This window comes from Ruegeria sp. YS9 (assembly GCF_024628725.1).
In the GTDB taxonomy this organism is placed as follows: Bacteria; Pseudomonadota; Alphaproteobacteria; order Rhodobacterales; family Rhodobacteraceae; genus Ruegeria; species Ruegeria atlantica_C.
Window position 1 is genome coordinate 967,199 of sequence record NZ_CP102409.1, and the last position, 19,777, is coordinate 986,975.

Annotated in this window: 17 protein-coding genes; 12 read left to right on the forward strand and 5 right to left on the reverse strand. The window is 58.5% G+C overall.

What is annotated here, in order from left to right:
* The first annotated feature begins 14 nt into the window (after positions 1 to 14).
* From NOR97_RS04980 to NOR97_RS04990, 3 genes are read left to right on the forward strand one after another with little or no spacing between them, the layout of a single operon-like run.
* The gene (locus NOR97_RS04980; protein ID WP_170346493.1) at positions 15 to 470 is read left to right on the forward strand and encodes a hypothetical protein; all 456 of its coding nucleotides are present in this window, start codon (positions 15 to 17) and stop codon (positions 468 to 470) included.
* Positions 463 to 1,437 carry a polyprenyl synthetase family protein gene (locus NOR97_RS04985; protein ID WP_257600402.1) on the forward strand — a complete coding sequence of 325 codons (975 nt, stop codon included), beginning with the start codon at positions 463 to 465 and terminating at the stop codon, positions 1,435 to 1,437. The genes NOR97_RS04980 and NOR97_RS04985 overlap by 8 nt, the downstream gene beginning before the upstream one ends.
* Before the next feature lies 1 nt (position 1,438).
* On the forward strand, positions 1,439 to 3,673 hold the full coding sequence (locus NOR97_RS04990) for a geranylgeranyl reductase family protein (protein ID WP_257600403.1): 2,235 nt from the start codon (positions 1,439 to 1,441) through the stop codon (positions 3,671 to 3,673).
* A 119-nt stretch (positions 3,674 to 3,792) separates the two neighbouring features.
* Here NOR97_RS04990 and NOR97_RS04995 read toward each other — a convergent pair whose 3' ends face one another.
* Positions 3,793 to 4,305: a lantibiotic dehydratase C-terminal domain-containing protein gene (locus NOR97_RS04995; RefSeq protein WP_257600404.1), complete on the reverse strand. Its 513-nt coding sequence runs from the start codon at positions 4,303 to 4,305 to the stop codon at positions 3,793 to 3,795.
* Between NOR97_RS04995 and NOR97_RS05000 the strand changes: the two genes are divergently transcribed.
* The 3 genes from NOR97_RS05000 to NOR97_RS05010 are packed head-to-tail and all read left to right on the forward strand — an operon-like array spanning position 4,238 to position 6,167.
* Complete coding sequence (locus tag NOR97_RS05000) at positions 4,238 to 4,732, forward strand: branched-chain amino acid ABC transporter permease (RefSeq protein WP_257600405.1); 495 nt, start codon at positions 4,238 to 4,240, stop codon at positions 4,730 to 4,732. The genes NOR97_RS04995 and NOR97_RS05000 overlap by 68 nt on opposite strands.
* Positions 4,729 to 5,460 (forward strand): ABC transporter ATP-binding protein, encoded by a 732-nt coding sequence (locus tag NOR97_RS05005; protein WP_257600406.1) that lies wholly within the window; start codon positions 4,729 to 4,731, stop codon positions 5,458 to 5,460. The genes NOR97_RS05000 and NOR97_RS05005 overlap by 4 nt, the downstream gene beginning before the upstream one ends.
* On the forward strand, positions 5,460 to 6,167 hold the full coding sequence (locus NOR97_RS05010; RefSeq protein ID WP_257600407.1) for an ABC transporter ATP-binding protein: 708 nt from the start codon (positions 5,460 to 5,462) through the stop codon (positions 6,165 to 6,167). Before NOR97_RS05005 ends, NOR97_RS05010 begins: the two co-directional genes overlap by 1 nt.
* 62 nt (positions 6,168 to 6,229) lie before the next feature.
* Here the strand turns inward: NOR97_RS05010 and NOR97_RS05015 are convergent, their stop codons facing one another.
* Complete coding sequence (locus NOR97_RS05015) at positions 6,230 to 7,234, reverse strand: Ldh family oxidoreductase (RefSeq protein ID WP_257600408.1); 1,005 nt, start codon at positions 7,232 to 7,234, stop codon at positions 6,230 to 6,232.
* Between the two features lie 31 nt (positions 7,235 to 7,265).
* Complete coding sequence (locus tag NOR97_RS05020; RefSeq protein ID WP_257600409.1) at positions 7,266 to 9,695, reverse strand: FAD-dependent oxidoreductase; 2,430 nt, start codon at positions 9,693 to 9,695, stop codon at positions 7,266 to 7,268.
* A 318-nt stretch (positions 9,696 to 10,013) separates the two neighbouring features.
* Here NOR97_RS05020 and xylB point away from each other — a divergent pair, with 318 nt between their 5' ends.
* From xylB to NOR97_RS05035, 3 genes are read left to right on the forward strand one after another with little or no spacing between them, the layout of a single operon-like run.
* Complete coding sequence (gene xylB / locus NOR97_RS05025) at positions 10,014 to 11,471, forward strand: xylulokinase (protein WP_257600410.1); 1,458 nt, start codon at positions 10,014 to 10,016, stop codon at positions 11,469 to 11,471.
* Entirely contained in the window at positions 11,471 to 12,418 is a 948-nt protein-coding gene (locus tag NOR97_RS05030; protein ID WP_257600411.1) for an aldose epimerase family protein, read from the forward strand. Before xylB ends, NOR97_RS05030 begins: the two co-directional genes overlap by 1 nt.
* Positions 12,415 to 13,713, forward strand: coding sequence for a cytochrome-c peroxidase (locus NOR97_RS05035; RefSeq protein ID WP_257600412.1), 1,299 nt, complete (start codon positions 12,415 to 12,417; stop codon positions 13,711 to 13,713). The genes NOR97_RS05030 and NOR97_RS05035 overlap by 4 nt, the downstream gene beginning before the upstream one ends.
* Here NOR97_RS05035 and NOR97_RS05040 read toward each other — a convergent pair whose 3' ends face one another.
* Both NOR97_RS05040 and NOR97_RS05045 read right to left on the reverse strand, forming a co-directional pair.
* Entirely contained in the window at positions 13,714 to 15,213 is a 1,500-nt protein-coding gene (locus NOR97_RS05040) for a CRTAC1 family protein (RefSeq protein WP_257600413.1), read from the reverse strand.
* Position 15,214: 1 nt separating this feature from the next.
* Complete coding sequence (locus tag NOR97_RS05045) at positions 15,215 to 16,432, reverse strand: ROK family transcriptional regulator (RefSeq protein ID WP_170346505.1); 1,218 nt, start codon at positions 16,430 to 16,432, stop codon at positions 15,215 to 15,217.
* A 153-nt stretch (positions 16,433 to 16,585) separates the two neighbouring features.
* Between NOR97_RS05045 and xylF the strand changes: the two genes are divergently transcribed.
* The 3 genes from xylF (at position 16,586) to NOR97_RS05060 (ending at position 19,776) form a co-directional block, all read left to right on the forward strand.
* Positions 16,586 to 17,605: a D-xylose ABC transporter substrate-binding protein gene (gene xylF / locus NOR97_RS05050; protein WP_170346506.1), complete on the forward strand. Its 1,020-nt coding sequence runs from the start codon at positions 16,586 to 16,588 to the stop codon at positions 17,603 to 17,605.
* A gap of 75 nt (positions 17,606 to 17,680) precedes the next feature.
* Positions 17,681 to 18,979 (forward strand): sugar ABC transporter permease, encoded by a 1,299-nt coding sequence (locus NOR97_RS05055; protein WP_257600831.1) that lies wholly within the window; start codon positions 17,681 to 17,683, stop codon positions 18,977 to 18,979.
* Positions 18,979 to 19,776, forward strand: a complete 798-nt coding sequence (locus tag NOR97_RS05060; RefSeq protein WP_171614469.1) for an ATP-binding cassette domain-containing protein — start codon at positions 18,979 to 18,981, stop codon at positions 19,774 to 19,776. Before NOR97_RS05055 ends, NOR97_RS05060 begins: the two co-directional genes overlap by 1 nt.
* The last annotated feature ends 1 nt before the right edge of the window (position 19,777 follow it).

Sequence of the window (19,777 nt, forward strand, 5' to 3'; positions counted from 1 at the left end):
CGGAGGATACGAACGTGGCAGACTATGAACAGCGGATGCAGCCGGAAGAGGGTGCAAAGGCAGTCGAAAAACTGGCCGAAGATGCTTTGGCGGGTTTCAAGGCGGACGCCAAGAAGGAATATGCTGAACTGGTCAAGCAGTACGAGGGCGCCAGTGCAACGGTTGGTGTTTTTGGTATGGGGTCGGTCGAAGTTTCGGTGATGAGCGGTGAAGTTCACATCAACCCGAACCAAAAACACAAAGGGAAGGGCCGGGGCGTCGGCGCGATCTCACCGGAAGCACTTGTAGCCATTTCCGAAGGCAGGATGACCGTAATGGACGCCTTCCACCGTGGAGAAATTGTTGTTCGCGCCGAGTCCGCAGCGTTGCACGAAGGCTATGACAGTTTCATCAGGAACTCCGAAGCGGCGCTCAGGTCGAAGCGTTTGCAGAAGACGCTGGCGCAGTTCCGCAAGATCGCGGATGTCTGACTGGTTGCAAGACGAACAGGTCCGGGCCACGATACCCCAGGTTGAAGCATCCATGTTGGATGCCGTCGCCTCGGACCAGCCGGGGTTCGAAGAGATTGCACACTGGCTTATCGGCGCTGGCGGGAAACGGTTGCGGCCAATTCTTCTGCTGCTTACAGCACGACGCCTCACCGACACAGAAGGCCGCAAACGCGCAATTCAGGCGGCGGCGGCTGTCGAAATGATCCATGTGGCGTCGCTCTATCATGACGATGTCATGGACCGGGCCGAACTTCGGCGTGGAGCGGAAAGCGTGAACCGTCGCTGGTCTTCACCCATCGCCAGCTTCGCCGGAACATTCATTCTGGCCCGTGCAATAAACCTGTTGGATTCCGTCAGCCCCACGGCCTCCGAGCTGGCCGGCAAACACTGTGCCGCGCTGTGTCTTGGGCAATTGCGCGAAGCAGAAAACGCCTACAACGCCGATTGGACCATTGAAGAGCATCTTGAAATGCTTGAGGGCAAGACAGCCGAACTGTTTGTCCTCGCCGCATCGCTGGGGGCGATGTTGGCTGACGTAAGTGATCAGGATCGAGACGCACTGATCACCTATTCAAAGTGCCTTGGCCTTGCGTTTCAGCTTCGCGACGATGTTCTGGACTACATTGCAAGCAGTGCGGAACTTGGGAAAGGGTCCGCCTCTGATCTGCGTGAAGGGGCGTATACGATGCCGGTGCTCCTGTGCCTGGGTCAGAACGGTCAGGCCGCCGATGAATTGCGGGCTAGGTTGAGGCTGGCCGACATGCAGGATGCGGATATTTCGCGTGCTGTAGAGATCATTCGCAATTCGGGCGCGGTCGAAGCTACGGAACAGTTGGCGCGGCACAAATCTGAAGCGGCCGTCAAGGTCATTGCCGGGCTTGACGATCATGTGCTGCGCGACTCGCTGGCAAACCTCGCCCGGCTTTCTGTCGAAAGGCGGGCCTGACATGGACGGCTACGGCCCTTTTGCCGACGATCTGCCGCTTGCGACGCCCAAGGAGGCCGCGGCCGAGACTTGGGACGCCATCATTGTCGGTGCGGGGCCCGGCGGCAGCGCTGCCGCCATCGAACTGGCACGCAGAGGTCGAAAGGTCATTCTGGTCGACCGTGAGGATTTCCCTCGGGACAAAAGCTGTGGAGACGGAATCACCCGGTCCGGCATCTCTCAGTTGAAACGCCTCGGCATTCTGTCCGCGCTAACCGATCAGCAGGAGGTCGAAGGTGTGCGCGTCCATATGCGCAACAGGGGCCACCGGGATTTTCGATACGAGGGCGAAGACGACTATGGGCTGGTTGTGCCCCGTTTGATACTGGATGACTGTCTTTTGCGTCAGGCCCGTGCGGAAGGTGCAGCTTTCTTGCCGAAATGCCGCGCCGACGATCTGGTAACGGATGAAAGCGGGACTGTCACAGGCGTCAGTGCGCACATGCAGGATGGCACGACAATGGTTCTGACCGGGTATACGGTCATCGCCGCAGACGGTGCCGCGTCTCGATTGGCGAAAGCGGCGGGATTGCGGGAAACACCCGAGCAAGGCTACGGCACGGCGCTTCGCGGTTATGTCGATGGCTGCGGTGATACTCCGCCACTGCTCGAAATAATGCTGCCGTTGACTGATGTTACGGACCGGTATTTGTTGCCTTCCTATGGCTGGGCGTTCCCAACGGGGAAGGGAACTGCAAATGTCGGTGTCGGACTGTTCTGTCGGGCGTTTGACACCAATGTCAGGACCCTTTTCGATCAATTTCTGGACGTGCTCCGCAAGGATTATCCAGAATATTCGGGCATTCAATTGTCCGGTATGACCTTGGGGGCACCGCTGAGGTTCGATTTCGCACCGGAACGTGCCGCCAACTCGGGTCTGTTGCTGGTTGGGGACGCCGCCGGTCTTATCAGCCCGTTTACAGGCGAAGGAATCAGCTTTGCGCTGGAATCCGGTGCGCTTGCGGCGCAAACCACTGATCGGTGCCTCCGCACCGGGGCAGGCCCCTGGGTGGCAGCGGAAGACTATGCGCTTCTGCTGGGGGATCGCTTTGCCGGGTACTTCACGCTCGGGAACCGCGCAAGCCGCCGATACGAGTTCATCTGGCGCGTGTTGGACGATACGTTCGAAAGCGAAAAGCCGGTTCACAACATGCTGCGCCGTGCCGTTTTGGTGCCTGAAGGCACTGGCGGTGATGTGGAAAGCGCCATGTTGGATGACGTATCGCCCCTTGTGCGAGTGCCCGAGATGCCGCTTGGGGACGACCTGCGCGATGTGGGCGCACGCCTCAATCACATCGTGCGCACCGATTGGCCGTTTCTGACGCGCATGTCCTTCGCGGGCAAGCGGGCTGACATGGTTGCCTTTCGACCTTCGCTGTTGCTTTTGCTGACGTCCTATCTGGGTGATGTCGAGGCAAAAAGACGTCGTGCCGCGGCCACGGCGCTGGAACTCGCGTATTTGGGATTTCTTGCCCAAAGCGGCATTCGGGGGATCGAGGCTGCGGCAGCAACAGCCGACGCCAAGGCCAACTGGGGCGACAAGCTTGGGATACTGACAGGCGACTACTTGTTGGCGAAAGCACACGAAGTCGGCGCACGGGACTGCCCGGATCTGGTGCCATCAATTCTGAGCGCCATGGCCTCGGCATGTGAAGGCCGAGTGTCCGAGCTTCGGACCGCATGGCAACCGGATCTGGCGGTCGAAATGCGCATCGCGCAGATGCGGCAATGTATGGCTGCATTTTTTCGACTGCCTTGCGAACTCGGTGCGATGCTTGCCGAACAAAACGATCTGTCAGCCGCCCTTCGCGATTATGGCGAAAATCTTGGCCTGGCTTACCTGCTGACCGAGGATGAACTTGCCCTGGACCGCCCTGCGGGCAGCACACCTTTTGCGTCAGACCTTTCCAGCGGGCTATTCAGCGTGCCTGTTCTTGAGGCGGCCCAGCGGCAAACGGGGGGCGCGGCAGCCCGTGCTTTCCTCAGTCACCGCGACCCCGCGCGGTTTTTGGCAGAGCTTTCCCCGGCCACGCGCCATATCACGCGCCATATCAAGAGGCAGCAATTGCCTGAAGAATACCGCGATCAGGCAATCGCAGCGCTCAGCCCCGTGCCACGGGGCGGCGTGGCAAAATCGCTTTCGGCGCTCGCAGGCTACGCGGTCAGTCGGCAGGTTCCGAAACGCCGCGTGCTGTAAAGGTGAGATGCAGGTTCCGAGGTGTCCCGTCTTGGTCCGAAGCGCGATCCAGTCCTTGTTGGGCACTTCATTCGGGGGGGCGAGGTATCCGTCGATTGCACACACTTCAGAGGGGCAGTTCAGGTCCTGTTCTGGTGCCGTTTGAATTCCGCCTGTGACGATTTCCAGCCGTGGTACAATTTGGTTCGATAGTGCCGACACAGCGCCTCAAGGATAACCGCCTCTTCTGCGGCAGTTCCCCAGTGAAGGATCCGGTTGATGGACATATGAGCGAGGCTTCCCAGAATGTCGGCCAAGCTGCTTCCCAACCGGCCATCCTGTTCTTCTCGTTGGAGACGTCCGAGATCCGGATGAAGCCTGGCCGCACGTGCGTTCCAGCGCGATGGCCGCGAATGAATGCCCTTGCCCACACCAAGTTCACTCAGAACAACGCACGCACTTTTCCATTCCTTTCCAGTGGCCCGCCGCGCAATCCGGCGCGACGCCGGGCCGCCGCCGTAGTATTGTGAACAGCGCTCGGAGATCGCCAGCCGAACACCTGTGGGCAGTTCCAAATCCTCAAACATGGCATCGATACTGGCGACTGACGCCATCCATCGCCGGGATCGGCTGATCTTCGGATCGTTGAGCACGTCAAGCGCAGCGATCGAGTCGGCGCCGAATATCCTCTCGCAGGCGCCGAGCCCCAGTTCGGGGCTCAGCACCACGCGGTTGAAGGCCTTTGCGTTTCTGACCAGCGCGTTCATCGCCGGTCTGGGTGGGGCGTTCTATGTCCATTACCTGGGCTCGCTTGCACCGCGGGCCCTGTTCGACATCAACTTTCTCTTCACCATCATAGTTGCGGCATTGCTGGGCGGAACATCGACCATCATCGGCCCCATGATCGGTGCGTTCTTCATGACGTTCCTTCTGGAATACCTGCGTCCCGTGCTTCCCGGGGCTGAACGGTATTTCGTCTACGGTGCTTTCGCACTGCTTCTCTACATGTATCAGCCAAAGGGATTGGTTGAACTTGCTCAACGCGGCTTTCAACGGCTACGGAAAGGGGGGCTGACATGACCGTTGCGCTGAAAGTTTCCGGTCTTGTCAAACGGTTTGGCGGGCTGGTGGCCACGAACGATCTGTCCTTTTCCCTGCAAGAAGGAGAGTCGCTGGGCCTGATCGGTCCGAATGGCGCGGGAAAGACGACGGTATTCAGCCAGATCATGGGCGAACTGCGGCAGAACAGCGGTACGATCGAGCTGTTCGGCAATGAGATTTCGGCGCTGTCGACGCCTCAGCGTATCCGGGCCGGGGTCAGTAGAACCTATCAGATACCTCGGCCGTTCGGCGACATGAGTGTTGCAGAAAACATCAGGGTGGGCCTGATGCCGGACGACATCTGGCGCATGATCGTTTCGCCGCCGGATACGGATAGGGAAAAAGAGCTTGCGCTGAGTGTCGGGTTCACGGAAGCGGATCTGAGCCGCTCCCCCGCCGAACTGGCAATGGGTGATCTGCGCAAGCTCGAAATGGCCCGAACCATGGCCACGGCACCGCGAGTCATGTTGCTGGACGAGGTGTTTGCAGGTTTGACAGTCGGTGAAATCGCGCAGATTTCCGATCTCATACAATCCATGCGCAAGGACGGGATGACCTTTTTGATCGTCAGCCATGATTTGCCGGCGCTGGAACCGCTGATCGACCGCGCCATCGCCATCGAGCGGGGCACCATGATTGCCGAAGGCGCGTTCAGCGACGTGATGAACGACACGGCCGTTCAGGCCTCGTATCTGGGGAGCGTCTGATGTCCTATCTGGAAATCGAGAACCTGTCCGCGTTTTACGGCAAGGCCCAGGCGTTGACCGATATTTCGATCACGGTGCAGCCCGGTGAGATTGTCGCCGTGGTCGGCCCGAACGGTGCAGGTAAATCCACCTTGTTGGACAGCATCATGGGCCTTGTGAAAATCGAAGGCGACATCCGCTTGCGCGGGCACAGCCTTGCCGGTCGAAGCCCTTCGGAAATCGTGCGTCACGGGGTGGGCTATGCGCCCGAGCGGTTCAACCTGTTTCCCTATATGTCGGTGCGCGACAACCTGATGGTGGGGGCCTTCACCGCACGAGACGACATCGAAAACAACCTTGAGATGGTGCACAGTCTTTTCCCGCGTCTGCAAGAACGGGAAGGGCAGGAGACGTCGACCCAATCCGGCGGGGAAAGGCAGATGGTGTCTTTTGGCAGGGCCTTGATGACCAGCCCGGAACTGCTGCTTGTCGATGAGCCGACGATCGGTCTTGCCCCGAAGATCTGTCACGAGATTGCCGAAGTCGTCCGTCAGCTGAACAAAGAATACGGGCTGACCGTCGTCATCACGGAACAGAATGCCAATTTTGCCCTGTCACTTGCCAGCCGCATCTATGTGCTGGAGTCCGGGCGGATGCAGACGTCGGGCACGTCTGACGAACTGAGAAATGACAAACGCTTGCTCGAGGCCTATTTCGGCGGCCATTGAGTGGCGTGGTTGGCAAGCCGGGCGGGTGCTGTCCGGCCATTCGATGGCGGGTGATTTCAGTTTCAGCCAAGTGCGGCCAGAACCTCGGCGCTCACGTCGATGCCATGGGCCTCGGCGGCTGCCCGTTTTGCAAGGCGACCGTCCCCCGGAACCCGCGCAGACCCGTTGCCGGAAATCTCGGCGCAGATGCGGGCGACATATTCGTTGAAGGCCGCGTTGCCGAACCGGGTGGGGTCGATGGCAATCAGGGTCGCACCACCTTTGATATTCAGGGCGCCGAAGGTTTCGCGCTCTTTGTTGTCCACGGACAGGGTCCCACCGGCCAGTGCTGCGCCCAACACCTCAACCATGAAGGCGATCGCGGCCCCCTTATGCTCTCCGAACGGCAACAGGCTGCGGGTTTCAAGGATGGCATTCGGGTCTGTTGAGGGCTGGCCTTGGGGATCAAGGCCGGCAGGGCGGGGCAGGTCGTGTCCCTCAGCAGCGGCCATGCGGATATCCATGAGGGCCACCATGGACGAGGCCTGATCCCAGACCACGGGCGCGTCGCCGTCACGCGGGCAGGCAAAAGACATGGGGTTGGTGCCAAAAACCGGGCGAACCCCACCTTGCGGAACCACCATGGACAACGAGTTGATCACGGCAAAGGCCGCCAAGCCGGCTTCGGCCAAAGGTTCGGTGTCAAACCGTAACGCACCTAGATGGTGGCAGTTCGCACAGGTGAACGCGGCAATCCCGTTTTCCCGGGCCATCGCGATCAGATCCTCGCGGGCTGCTGCCGCTGCAACCTGATAATACCCGTTGTCGGCGTCACAGCGCAAAACGCCCGGGGCAACCTTTTCGGTTTTGGGCTTCGCGTGCCCGTTGGCATAGCCGGACGTGAAGCTTTGGACATAGACCGGCAACATGCGCAACCCGTGGCTGCGCGGGCCGTCCCGTTCAGACCGGGTGACGATATCGGCAAGTACATCACTGCTGCGCGTGTCCGCTCCGGCAGAAACAAGAACCGATTTGGCCAAGTCCCGAACTTCGGCAAGTGAAAGCGTTTTTGTCGGTTGTTCGGTCATCCGTTCGAGTCCAGTCTTTCTGTTTTCGCACTCAAGCGCGCGGGCGTGTGTTTGCGGGATCAACAGCACATGTGTCGATGACCACGGCGTCGCGCATCTCATTGTGGACCAGCACCTGCATTTTCGTTCCGGGCGCCGTCATGTTCTGTGGCACTAGTGCCATCGCAATGTCGTGGTTGCAATAATAAGAGAACCCGCCCGAGGTGACACGGCCGATCAGCTTGCCCTGAGCATAGACGCCCTCGTCAAACATTACCGATGTTTCGCCAAAGGGCAGTTTCAGCGTGACCAACCGCCGGTACGCACCTTCCTTTTTCTGTTTCAAAAGAGCGGCCTTGCCTATGAAGTCGCGACCATCAGTTACCACGAACCGATCAAGGCCGGCCTCGTATGGCGTCATGTCCTTGCAAATCTCGCGATTGATGGCGCGATAGGATTTTTCAAGACGCATGGATTCCAGTGCCTCTAGCCCGAAAGGTTTCACACCGGCCTTCAGTAGCAGGTCGACAAGATGGCGGTTGTAACCGACCGGGTGATGCAATTCCCACCCCAGCTCGCCGGTATAGGACACGCGAAGCAGATGAACGCCCTTGGCGTATCCGACTTCACCCATTTGCGCAGAAAGCCACGGGAAGGTTTCGTTCGACAGATCATTGTCGGTCAATGGTTGCAGGATCTCTCGTGCCTTGGGGCCAGCCAGAGCAATCACGCCCAATTGTTCTGAAACATCTTCAAGAAGGACAGAGCTGTCATTGGGCAGCAAACGTCGCAGTTGATCCCAGTTGTAGGCGCGCCAGTTCGGGGTGGAAACCAGGTAAAAATCATTATCGGCATAGCGGACGACCGTATATTCCGCATCCATGCCGCCCTTTGGGTTCAACAAAAGCGACAGGGTCATTCGCCGCACTTTGGGCAGCCTGTTCGCCATGAGGCCATCCAGCCATTCGGCGGCCCCCGGTCCGCGCAGGGTGAACTTGGTCATCGGCGACATCTCGATGAAACCGGCCACGTCACGGGTGGTGCGCACCTCTTCCTGAACGCGTTCCATGTGGTTGGTGCGACGGAAGGAATGTTCCGGAACAGCGTCCTCGCGCGATTTGGCAAACCAGCGCGGAAACTCACATCCGTTGAAGCTGGTCCAGACGGCACCATGCGCGCTCAGCAAGTCATAGGACCCCATCGTTTTCATCGGGCGCGCGTCGGGAAAGTCCTCTCCGGGAATGTGCGCGTTCATGTGGGTCCCCCACGTTTCGCGCACCTTGTCCATGGTCCACCGCTTGGACGCGTAATCCGAAAAACGGCGCGGGTCGAGTTCGGACATGTCCATGCCCGGATCCCCATCGACAATCCAGCGGGCCAGGCGTTCACCAACAGTGCCACCCCACAATATGCCGCCGGGCATGCCTTCGGCCAGCCACAGGTTTTCATGCCCCGGTGCGGGTCCCGCAAGCGGCAACTCGTCCGGTGTCATCTGGAACGGACCTCGGGTGTTGGCCTTGATACCCACCTCACCAAGTGTTGGAACCCGCTCGATGGCACGCTCCCACTGCGTTTGGACCGCGTCGAAATCTTCGGGCAAGAGGTCGGCGCCAAAGTCAGGCGGCACGTGATCTTCGGCGAATAGCTTGAGGTCTTTGGTGAACTCATAAGGGCCGAACTGAATGCCGCCCACATCTTCGCGCAGATAGGCGCCGTAATCTTCATCCCGCAGGATCGGGAACTCGGGCAACCCTTGTGCACGGCGTTCTTTCAGCAGCGGAACGGTGTCCGTTGTCCAGTATTGGTGAACGATTGGAATGCAAGGCAGATCCAGGCCAACACGGCGCGCGTTTTCGCGGGCATAGTTTCCGGTCGCGAAGACAAGATGTTCGCAAGTGATCTCACCCTGATTGGTTGTCACCTTCCAATGACCGTTTTCCAGTTTTTCATAAGCCGCCGCTTCGGTGTTCTGAAACACTTTGGCGCCTTTCTCGCGCGCCAGCCTGGCCATTGCCATGGTGATGTCGGCCGGGTTCACATAGCCGTCCTCGGTATGCAGGATGCCACCGCGAATATGTTCCGATTGGTTGAGCAGAGGGTGCAGTTCGGCGATTTCCTCTGGTGTCAGCAGTTTGCAGGGTACACCGGCAGCTTCGGCAATCGAGACATAGGACAGGAACTCGTCCCAGCGTTCCTGCGTATTGGCGACGCGCAACTGACCCACCTGGCGCAGCCCGACCGAAGCGCCGATCTTCTTTTCGACTTCGGAATAGATGCGGATGGTCTCCATCGTCATCTTCGAAACGTTGTGGGACCGCACAAAGGTGACCAGCAGACCTGCCGCACGCCAGGTGGAACCGGAGGTCAACGTGGTTCTCTCAAGCATGACCGCATCGGTGCAGCCGTGCTGCGTCAATCCATAAAGAACCGAAGCCCCGACGCATCCGCCGCCAACGACGACAACCTTGGCATGTGACTGCATTCGCTGAATTCCTTCTTGCGACTGATTTCGTTTTCAGACGGACCGTCAGCATGAAATCAGTAAACCCAGAACTGCTTGAACTGTTCACGTGAAGTCAGCGTCAGACAATTCGAAAAATTTTCGGGCCCAGCTTAGTTGAATTAAACCTTGGTCGTGTGTGCTGATGATTCCACGCGTTCTGTGAGGGTTTTCATAAAATTAAGTGCCATCTCTTGCTTGGCCTTGTTATGTTAGCGCAAACTGTGCTGATAAGGTCTGACATGGGTTCAAAGTGCTTAGTGGCACCATCAGCCTGTGCTGCATTTAGGGGGAAAACGCGTGTATCTCGGTCTGGATTTGGGGACGTCAGGTCTTCGGGGAATTGTGGTCAGCGAAGAGGGTAACGTCGTTGCCGAAGCCGAAGCAGGTGTCGTGACATCCACGCCACGCCCCGGTTGGTCAGAACAAGATCCGTCCGATTGGGTAGAAGCCTGTCAAAACGTCGTTGCCCAATTGCGTGCGTTGAACGGTTCCGCATTTTCCGCGGTGCGTGGCGTCGGTCTGAGCGGCCACATGCATGGTGCCACGTTGCTGGATCGGGATGGCAATGTGCTGAGGCCCTGTATCCTTTGGAACGACACGAGGTCAGCGCAGGAAGCTGCCGAGCTGGATGGTCTGCCATCGATGCGCGCGATCACCGGGAACATCGTTTTTCCGGGTTTCACGGCACCCAAGCTGGAATGGGTGCGCGGGCATGAGCCTGACATGTTTGCGAAGACATCCAAGGTGTTGCTTCCGAAAGATTATCTGCGTTTCTGGCTCACCGGTTCCTATGTCAGCGACATGTCCGACAGCGCCGGTACGGCATGGCTGGACGTTGGAAAACGTGAATGGTCAGACACTGCGCTGGATCAAAGCCATATGCGCCGGGATCAAATGCCAGAGCTGGTTGAAGGCAGTTCGGCAGGCGGAGAACTGCGATCAGAGATCCTTCGGCAATGGGGCCTGACCGGGCCGGTCGTGGTTGCCGGCGGGGCCGGTGACAACGCAGCAGCGGCCTGCGGCATCGGAAGCATCGGTGAGGGCAGCGGATTTCTTTCATTGGGCACGTCGGGTGTGTTGCTTGTCGCAAAGGAAAGCTATGCGCCCGCGCCGGAAACAGCCGTTCATTGTTTTTGCCATGCGGTGCCGGATCGCTGGATTCAAATGGGTGTGATCCTGTCGGCCACCAACAGTCTCAACTGGCTGTCCCGTCACCTCGGTCAACCCGTCGGCACGCTGGCATCGGAACTGCCGGATTCGGTGAAAGGGCCGTCAAAGATCACCTTCCTTCCGTACCTGTCCGGTGAACGGACGCCTCATAACGACAGCGCCATACGCGGAGCATTCCTGGGCCTGGATATTGCATCGGAACCCGCTGATCTGACCCAGTCCGTGATGGAAGGAGTTTCCTTTGCCATGCGCGATTGTTTGGAAGCACTCAAGAGTACGGGCACCAAGCCCGAAAGTCTGCTGGTCGTCGGTGGCGGGGCGCGGTCGCGATTTTGGCAGGAGACACTGGCCACAGTTCTGAACACACCGCTTGCTCTGCCCAAGGGAAGTGAGTTCGGTGCCGCCATCGGCGCGGCCCGTCTTGCTGCCTGTGCTGTGCAGGGCGCCGACCCCGGGGATGTCATGCTTTCCCCGGAAGTCGCTGAGCGTGTCGAACCTCGGGTCGAGCTGTCCAGCGCATATGAGGCGGAATACCAGCGGTATCGCGAGTACTATGCTGCTTTGTCCCCTCTGGCCGCGCGCTGATGGCTGATCCCAAATCCATGCCTGTCGAGCAGGTCCTTCTGGAAGACGGCAACATGTCCGTTTCCCTGTTGAATTATGGCGCAATCACGCAAGGATGGTGGCTTGGCAAAACGCCTTTGATATTGGGCTACGATAATCCGCAGGATTACCTGTCGGACCCGTTTTACCTCGGCGCGATAGTTGGGCGAGTGGCCAACCGCATCGGCGGGGCGCAGTTTGCATTGCAAGGGCGCGTTCGTCACCTGACAGCAAACGAAGGGCCGACCACGCTGCATGGTGGTCCGGGCGGGCTGTCACGCAAACACTGGGATATCGTGAAAACCGCTCCAAATCAGGCGGTTCTGTCTTTGACTTCGCCTGACGGTGAAGGTGGTTTTCCCGGAGAAGTCGAATTCAAGGTGCATGTCAAACTGACCTATCCGTGCCTGACTTACACGATCACGGCGCGACCGGATCGCCCCACGCCGATCAGCATCGCACAGCACACTTATTACTCTCTGGGCTGTCCAGGGGATATCCTGGGCTGTCGGCTCAGGCTAAGATCGAACCTGGTGCTGGAGTTGGACGCGCGTTCCGTTCCTTCCGGAGATATCTCCGCTGCCGGCGAAAATGTGCCAAATTTCGCGTTGTCCCGCACCGTCGGGGCAGAGGGGCGCGAGCTGGACCATTATTTTGTATTTGAGGAAAGTGGAAACCATGACCATCCGGTCGCAGAGGTCAGGGCACCTTCGGGATTGAGGATGAATGTGTATTCAGATCAACCCGGGGCACAGGTCTATACCGGGGCTCATCTGTCAGGCCGATTTAGCCCGGGTGCGGGGCTGTGTATTGAACCGTCAGGATATCCAAACGCCGTGAATATCCCTGCGTTCCCATCCGTCATCCATACGCCGGACAACCCGTATCGACAAACACTGACACTTGAGATTTCCGAGGGACGATCATGAGATTTCAGATCGCAGCAACTGCCGTGGGCATCTGGATGTCTCTTTCAGTTGCTCAGGCGCAAGACCTTGGTTCGCGCCCTGAATTCATCGAACCTGACCTTTCCAGCGTAGAGTTGGGGCAACTGCTGTTTTATGATCCGATCCTGTCGGGGAACAGGAACATCAGTTGCGCAACCTGTCATCATCCGAAACTGGGAACGTCCGACGGTCTTTCGCTGGGTATCGGCGAAGGTGGGGTCGGCTTGGGGGGAAACCGCAAGCTCACTCAAGACAACAAGCCCGAGCAGCGCATTCCCCGAAACTCACCCGCGATGTGGAACCTCGGAGCGCTGGAATTCACGACGTTTTTCCATGACGGCCGCCTCGAGACGGATACGTCACAGCCCAATGGCATCAGAACCCCGTTGGGGACGCATATGAGGCCGGGGTTCAAATCGGCTTTGGCGGCGCAGGCGATGTTCCCGGTGCTGTCACCTGACGAAATGGCGGGGCACTATTCTGAAAACGAAGTCAGCAAGGCCGTGCGTCTCGGCTTGCTGACCCAAGAGGGTGGCGCCTGGGATCTGATTGCCGCGCGTGTGGCGGCGATACCAGAGTATCAAAGGCGATTTGATGACATTGCGCCCGGAGAAGACATCACCTTTACCGCAATCGCCAATGTCATTGCCGATTTCATCGCGTTTGAATGGCGGGCTGACAACAGCCTCTTTGACCGAGCGATGCGAGGCGAAGACGCGCTGCCCGAACAAGCGCAGCTGGGGATGGAGCTGTTCTACGGAAAGGCTGGATGCAGCACCTGCCATTCCGGCTGGTTCCAGACCGATCACGGATTCCATTCCATCGCCATGCCTCAGATCGGTCCCGGAAAAACAGCCCGTTTCGAAAATCATGTGCGGGATGACGGGCGACTGCGCGTCACCGGTGACAAGGATGATGCGTTCGCATTTCGCACGCCTTCGCTGCGCAACGTGACCCTGACGGCGCCATATGGCCACAGCGGTGCCTACACACGGCTTGAGGATGTCGTGCGCCATCATCTGGATCCGGTTTCCGCATTGCGGAACTACGCCATCGAACTGGCTGATCTGCCAGAGTTTGACGGGGCAGAGGATCAAAAGGCTTTGCTGGACCCCCGGCATGTCGAAGCCATAGCAGCGTCAAATGATCTGGCGCCCATCAATCTGAGTGAGGGCGAGGTCGATGCCATCCTGAGTTTTCTGGGCACGCTGGAAGATCCGTCAGTGCGGCTGGGTGTTCCTCAATCGGTTCCCAGCGGATTGCCCGTCGATCAGTGATCAACGGCCGAGGTGGATTACCTGATTGGCATCTACCTTCTGCCAATCTCCATGTTCTCCATCAGGCCAGATCACCCGTACTTCTGCGGTTTCGAAGTCTCCTAGCCCAAAGTGGTGGAACCCGGCAATTCCGCTGGCGTGCCCCCCGCCAATGGTCACTTCACGGGTTTGAATGCCCTCGGTCGTCCTGACTTCGATAAAACTGCCGACTGCCTGTCTGTTGGGATGGCTCTGGCCGAGATCAATCATGAGCCAGTTGCCGGTCTTCGGTTCATTCTGAAAAACCTCAAGGTCCGAGCCACGATTGACCACCACCAAATCCAACCATCCATCCCCGTTGAAATCCGCGAGGGCCCCGCCGCGGGATTTTGCCATGGACGCGACACCGGCTTGTGACGCTGTTTCGACAAACCGACCGTCGGCGGTCTGCATCAACAGGTTGTTGGGGTCGTCCTGCGCCGCGTCGGGCATCTGCTCAACATTGCCTTTGGCGACAAAAATGTCGTCCAGCCCGTCATTGTTGACGTCCCCGAACTGAGCATGCCAACCGGTCGAGGGGCGGCCGTCTCCTCCTGCGTGTGGCCTGTGTGCGGTAGTGCCTCGGTCATAGGTTGCATCCCGCCATGTCGGCCCATCCTTTGCGGGATCGAAAACCTGGAATTTCTGGTCCCCCATGGACGTCAGATAAACATCGGGAAACCCATCACCGGTCAAATCCCGCGAGGCAATCCCCATGCCCCAGATCGAGTAGGGCAGCCATCCATCGTCCTCGCTGTACAGGCGCGGGGGGTCTTCCATGGCCCACAGTTGCTCTTGTCCGCCACGCACATAGTAGTGGCGGTCATTGCTGACGCGCAGATCCGCGCGACCCGTGCGGGCCCAGTCGGAAAACAGGATGGACAAGGAACAATGACCGGGTTCCAAACGGATAGGATCGCCATATTCGCTCCCTTCCGGGCGGTACAGAAGCGTCGGCCCGCAAGCCTCGAAAGGTCCATCTGGATTGCTTCGGTCGACATAGGTCCCAAAGGCCAGCGTTGGCAGGGTTTGCCCGCTTTCCCAAGTGGCGGAAAAGCCGGTGGTCCAATGGTCCTGAGATTGAAAACTCAGTGCCGTGAAAGGCTCGAACGCGCAGTTCGGTTTGCCGCGCAGCAACAGGTCTTTGCCTACGCGCAAAACCGCAAGGTCCAGGATCCCATCGCCATCAATGTCCACCGGGTATGCGCCGGTCACACCGGTCAAGGATAACGGGCTGGGCGTATCCGGAAGAAAACTGACCTTTGTGTCGGATGTGTTGATGAACAATTGCGCTGGGTTTGATCCGCCTGCCACGAACAATTCAGGGCGGTCGTCATCATTGCAGTCGAAGACCGCGCCCCCCCCACCGACGAAGTGTTCCCAGCCGCCATCGTAAACATGGCTGGGGGTTTCCACCTTTTGAAAGCGTGGAGGAAAGGTTTCCGCAGCAGCAGCGGAAGCCACCGCAAGCAAGATTGTCATCTTAATTCGCATGAGCCGCCAGTTCCCTGACCTTCAGGATAGAGACCTGTTCAATTCCATAAGCCGCTGCCCCTTTTGCCCACATTGAATCACCCCAGTGGTTGACCTTGATTTCGGGCAAAGGCGCGTCGACGCTGACGACACCGTTTTGGACACGTGCCATCACCTCGTCTGAATGCAGGTAGTCAAAGCGGCCTCTGGCGCCGGACAGGATAATGCATTCGGGGTCGAACAGATTGATCAGGTTCGAAACCCCCATGCCGAACATTTGGCCAGCGCGGGCCAGAACGGAAATGGATCGGGCGTCGCCGGCTTTTGCTGCTGCGAGTATATCGACAAGAGTGCGGGGGTCCGTTGCTTCACTGGCGATCGTCGCTTCGCGGATCAGGGCGTATTCGCCCACATAGGCCTCGAGGCATCCGCGCTGCCCGCACTGGCACAACGCACCGTCCAACTGAACTTTGAGGTGCCCGAATTCTGCTCCGCATCCGCGTTCGCCGCGATAGAGCTTGCCGTCAAGAACGATGCCCAGGCCGATGCCGTGCTCGATCGTAACAACCAAGAAGTTCTTCAGCCCCTTTCCCAATCCGAAAAGCTGTTCCGCCTTCGCGACCAGATTGGCGTCGTTTTCGATGAAGGCAGGGCAGGGGAGCACCTTGGACAACAGCGGGCTCAAATCCACATTTCGTTCCGTCAGGGAAGATGACCAATGCACAAAGTTCTGATTTGCATCAATAAGGCCGGCGATGCCGATGCAGACACCGGACAAATCGGCAAGGGATCGGTTTGCCGAGGCGCAGGCCTGATCAAGCACGGCGCGGATCTTCGCGGCAAACGCATCCGGGGCCATGCGGGCTTGGTCCAGCGGATGCGTGTACGAAGTGATTTCGGTTCCTTCGAAGTCCACGAGAATGACTGAAACCTGCTGGCGGGCGATTTTCACGCCCGCGATCAGATGTGACGCGCCATTCAGTTTCAGCTGTACTCGCGGCCTGCCGCGGCGCGCTGATTTGGAAGGTGTTTCGCTTTCTATTTCCTCAATCAGACCAGCGGACAGCAGATCGGCAGTGGCGGACGTGATGGTCGCTGGGCTGGTCTCCAACGCGCTGGCGATGTCGATTCGTGAAATGGCTCCCCTGGCCCGGATTTTTTCCAGAACGCGCAGGCGAGTGATGTTCCTTTGGTCCGTGGCATTTGAAGAAGCTTTGCTTTTCAGCATCTTGCCCTCGCGAATCTAATCTCTGTTTCAACCTAGGTGGTTTTTTCTGTTACCGATAGCATAAATATTTTACCGACTGAAATAAATATGCTACTCAGAATTATCGGGGCCACGAATCATGAAACGATGGCTCATTGAAACCGGGAGGAAATCATGAAACGAATTCTCAGCGCCTCTGCTGTGGCGGTCCTGATGGGGACAGTTGCATTCGCAGAGCCCACGGTCGGTGTAAGCTGGTCGAATTTCCAGGAAGAGCGTTGGAAGACCGACGAAGCGGCGATCAAGGCTGCACTGGAAGCGGGCGGTGCGGAATACATCTCGTCTGATGCCCAATCTTCTTCCGCCAAGCAATTGTCGGATATTGAAAGTCTGATCGCCCAGGGCGTTGATGCGCTGATCATTCTGGCGCAGGATTCCCAGGCCATCGGCCCGGCAGTGCAGGCCGCGGCAGACGAAGGCATTCCGGTCATCGCGTATGACCGTCTGATCGAAGATGACCGTGCCTTCTATCTGACATTCGATAACGTTGAAGTTGGCCGGATGCAGGCGCGCGCGGTGTTCGAAGCGATGCCCAAAGGCAACTATGTGATGATCAAGGGCTCGCCCACGGATCCGAACGCGGATTTCCTGCGCGGCGGTCAGCAAGAGATCATTCAGGCCGCCGTTGACAGCGGCGATATCGTCATCGTGGGTGAAGCTTATACCGACGGCTGGCTGCCTGCGAACGCGCAGCGCAACATGGAACAGATCCTGACTGCGAACGAAAACAACGTTGATGCCGTCGTGGCCTCGAATGACGGTACTGCCGGCGGCGTTGTCGCCGCGCTGACCGCGCAGGGCATGGAAGGCATTCCGGTCTCGGGTCAGGATGGCGATCACGCGGCGCTGAACCGGGTCGCCAAGGGCACGCAAACCGTTTCTGTCTGGAAGGATGCGCGTGAACTGGGCAAAGCTGCCGGTGAAATTGCAGTTGCGTTGAGCAACGGAACCAGCCCCGAGGACATTGAAGGCGCCATCAAATGGACGTCGCCCGGCGGAACCGAGATGAACTCGGTCTTCCTTGCGCCTGTACCGATCACCAAAGACAACCTGTCCGTTGTGGTCGATGCTGGCTGGATTCCGTTGGAAGACCTGTGTCAGGGCGTCGAAAACGGCCCTGCACCCTGTAACTAGTCCAAGTTCCAAACCATGATATCTCTGGCCCGCAAGGGTGGGCCAGAGATCATAGCTGAACATGAAAGATCGGATATGACCGAAACTTCGTCTCAGCCGGTACCCCAAAAAGCAAAGGCCAACCTGTTTCAGCAACTGGAACTGGATATGCGGCTATTGGGCATGATCGGCGCCTTCATCATCCTGTGCATCGGCTTCAACATCTTTACGGACGGCCGCTTTCTGACGCCCAGAAACCTGTTCAATCTGTCGATCCAGACCGTCTCGGTCGCCATCATGGCATGTGGCATGGTGTTCATCATCGTCATGCGCCACATTGACCTATCAGTTGGGGCGCTTCTGGCGACCACATCTGCTGTGATGGCGATGACACAGACCGAGCTGTTGCCGAATGTTCTGGGCATGGGTTTGAACCACCCGGCGACCTGGGCGATCACGTTGGTGGTGGGCCTTGTGGTTGGCACATTGATCGGCGCGTTCCACGGTTGGATGGTGGGGTATCTGACCATTCCGGCTTTCATCGTAACGCTTGGCGGGTTTCTGGTCTGGCGCAACGTTGCCTGGTACATGACTGACGGCCAGACAATCGGCCCGCTGGACAGCACATTCCTGATGTTTGGCGGCACCAACGGAACCTTGGGAACAACCGTCAGCCTCCTGTTCGGCCTTGCCGCCACCGCTATCGCGATCTGGGCGTTGTGGAGCGGTCGCCGGTCCAAAGCGGCTCATGGGTTCCCTGTCAAGCCAGTCTGGGCCGAAGCGACACTTGCCGGGATCGTTGGCATTGCCATCATGGGCTATGTCTTTATCGTCAACAGCTATGCCATCCCGACACGTCGGCTTGAACGCATGTTCGAAGCGCGGGGCGAGACCATGCCGGAAGGGCTGGTTGTGGGATACGGCATCCCGATTTCGGTCCTGATCCTGATCATTGTGGCGGTGACGCTGACCGTTGTGGCCCGCAAAACCCGCTTTGGACGCTATATCTTTGCAACTGGCGGCAACCCGGATGCAGCCGAATTGTCGGGCATCAACACCCGTTTGATGACCGTCAAGATCTTTGCCCTGATGGGGTTCCTGTGCGCGCTGTCGGCGGTTGTGGCCTCGGCCCGTCTGGCCAACCACTCGAACGATATCGGAACGCTGGATGAGCTGCGCGTGATTGCCGCCGCCGTGATCGGTGGAACGGCGCTGTCCGGCGGCATCGGAACGATCTACGGCGCAATCCTTGGCGCGCTGATCATGCAGGCGCTGCAATCGGGCATGGCCATGGTCGGCGTGGATGCGCCGTTTCAGAACATCGTCGTCGGCACCGTCCTGGTTCTGGCCGTCTATATCGACATCGTCTATCGCAAACGTCTGGGGGCGAAATGATGCAAGCACAAGAAACACAAAACCGGGCTTCGGGTCGCGGATCGGGCCAGCCTCCGCTGGTGGAAATGCGCGATATCTCGATTTCCTTCGGGGGCATCAAGGCGGTAGACCATGTGTCGGTTGATCTCTATCCGGGCGAGGTCGTGGGCCTTCTGGGGCACAACGGGGCCGGCAAATCCACCCTGATCAAGGTGCTTTCGGGTGCCTATCAGATGGACCACGGCGAAATCCTGATCGACGGCAACAAGGTCGAGATCAACAACCCCCGCGACGCGCGCGCCAACAATATCGAGACGATCTATCAGACGCTGGCGCTGGCGGATAACCTGGATGCCAGTTCGAACCTGTTTCTGGGCCGCGAAATGGTCACGCCCTTTGGTTTGGTCAACGACGCCGCGATGGAGGCGGAATGCCGCAAGATCATGGCACAGCTGAACCCGAACTTTCAGAAGTTCAACGATCCGGTCTCGGCCCTTTCGGGCGGTCAGCGTCAATCGGTGGCCATCGCGCGTGCGGTGTACTTCAACGCCCGTATCCTGATCATGGACGAGCCCACGGCCGCACTTGGCCCGCACGAAACACAGATGGTGGCGGACCTGATCCAACAGCTCAAGGCGCAGGGGATCGGGATTTTCCTGATCGACCACGATGTGCACGCGGTGATGGAGCTGTGCGACCGGGCCTCGGTCATGAAGAACGGGCAATTGGTTGGAACGGTTGATATTGCAGACGTCACCGATGACGATCTGTTGTCGATGATCATTCTGGGCAAAAAGCCCGGCGAAAAGACGGAATGAG

Bases quoted from the DNA above. Each gene is read 5' to 3' on its own strand.
- NOR97_RS05005 (WP_257600406.1), top strand. From the start codon at position 4,729: ATGACCGTTGCGCTGAAAGTTTCCGGTCTTGTCAAACGGTTTGGCGGG.
- NOR97_RS05000 (WP_257600405.1), top strand. From the start codon at position 4,238: ATGGCATCGATACTGGCGACTGACGCCATCCATCGCCGGGATCGGCTG.
- NOR97_RS05035 (WP_257600412.1), top strand. From the start codon at position 12,415: ATGAGATTTCAGATCGCAGCAACTGCCGTGGGCATCTGGATGTCTCTT.
- NOR97_RS05055 (WP_257600831.1), top strand. From the start codon at position 17,681: ATGACCGAAACTTCGTCTCAGCCGGTACCCCAAAAAGCAAAGGCCAAC.
- NOR97_RS05020 (WP_257600409.1), bottom strand. From the start codon at position 9,695: ATGCAGTCACATGCCAAGGTTGTCGTCGTTGGCGGCGGATGCGTCGGG.
- NOR97_RS04985 (WP_257600402.1), top strand. From the start codon at position 463: ATGTCTGACTGGTTGCAAGACGAACAGGTCCGGGCCACGATACCCCAG.
- NOR97_RS05060 (WP_171614469.1), top strand. From the start codon at position 18,979: ATGCAAGCACAAGAAACACAAAACCGGGCTTCGGGTCGCGGATCGGGC.
- NOR97_RS05030 (WP_257600411.1), top strand. From the start codon at position 11,471: ATGGCTGATCCCAAATCCATGCCTGTCGAGCAGGTCCTTCTGGAAGAC.
- xylF (WP_170346506.1), top strand. From the start codon at position 16,586: ATGAAACGAATTCTCAGCGCCTCTGCTGTGGCGGTCCTGATGGGGACA.
- NOR97_RS04990 (WP_257600403.1), top strand. From the start codon at position 1,439: ATGGACGGCTACGGCCCTTTTGCCGACGATCTGCCGCTTGCGACGCCC.
- NOR97_RS05040 (WP_257600413.1), bottom strand. From the start codon at position 15,213: ATGACAATCTTGCTTGCGGTGGCTTCCGCTGCTGCTGCGGAAACCTTT.
- NOR97_RS05010 (WP_257600407.1), top strand. From the start codon at position 5,460: ATGTCCTATCTGGAAATCGAGAACCTGTCCGCGTTTTACGGCAAGGCC.
- NOR97_RS05045 (WP_170346505.1), bottom strand. From the start codon at position 16,432: ATGCTGAAAAGCAAAGCTTCTTCAAATGCCACGGACCAAAGGAACATC.
- NOR97_RS05015 (WP_257600408.1), bottom strand. From the start codon at position 7,234: ATGACCGAACAACCGACAAAAACGCTTTCACTTGCCGAAGTTCGGGAC.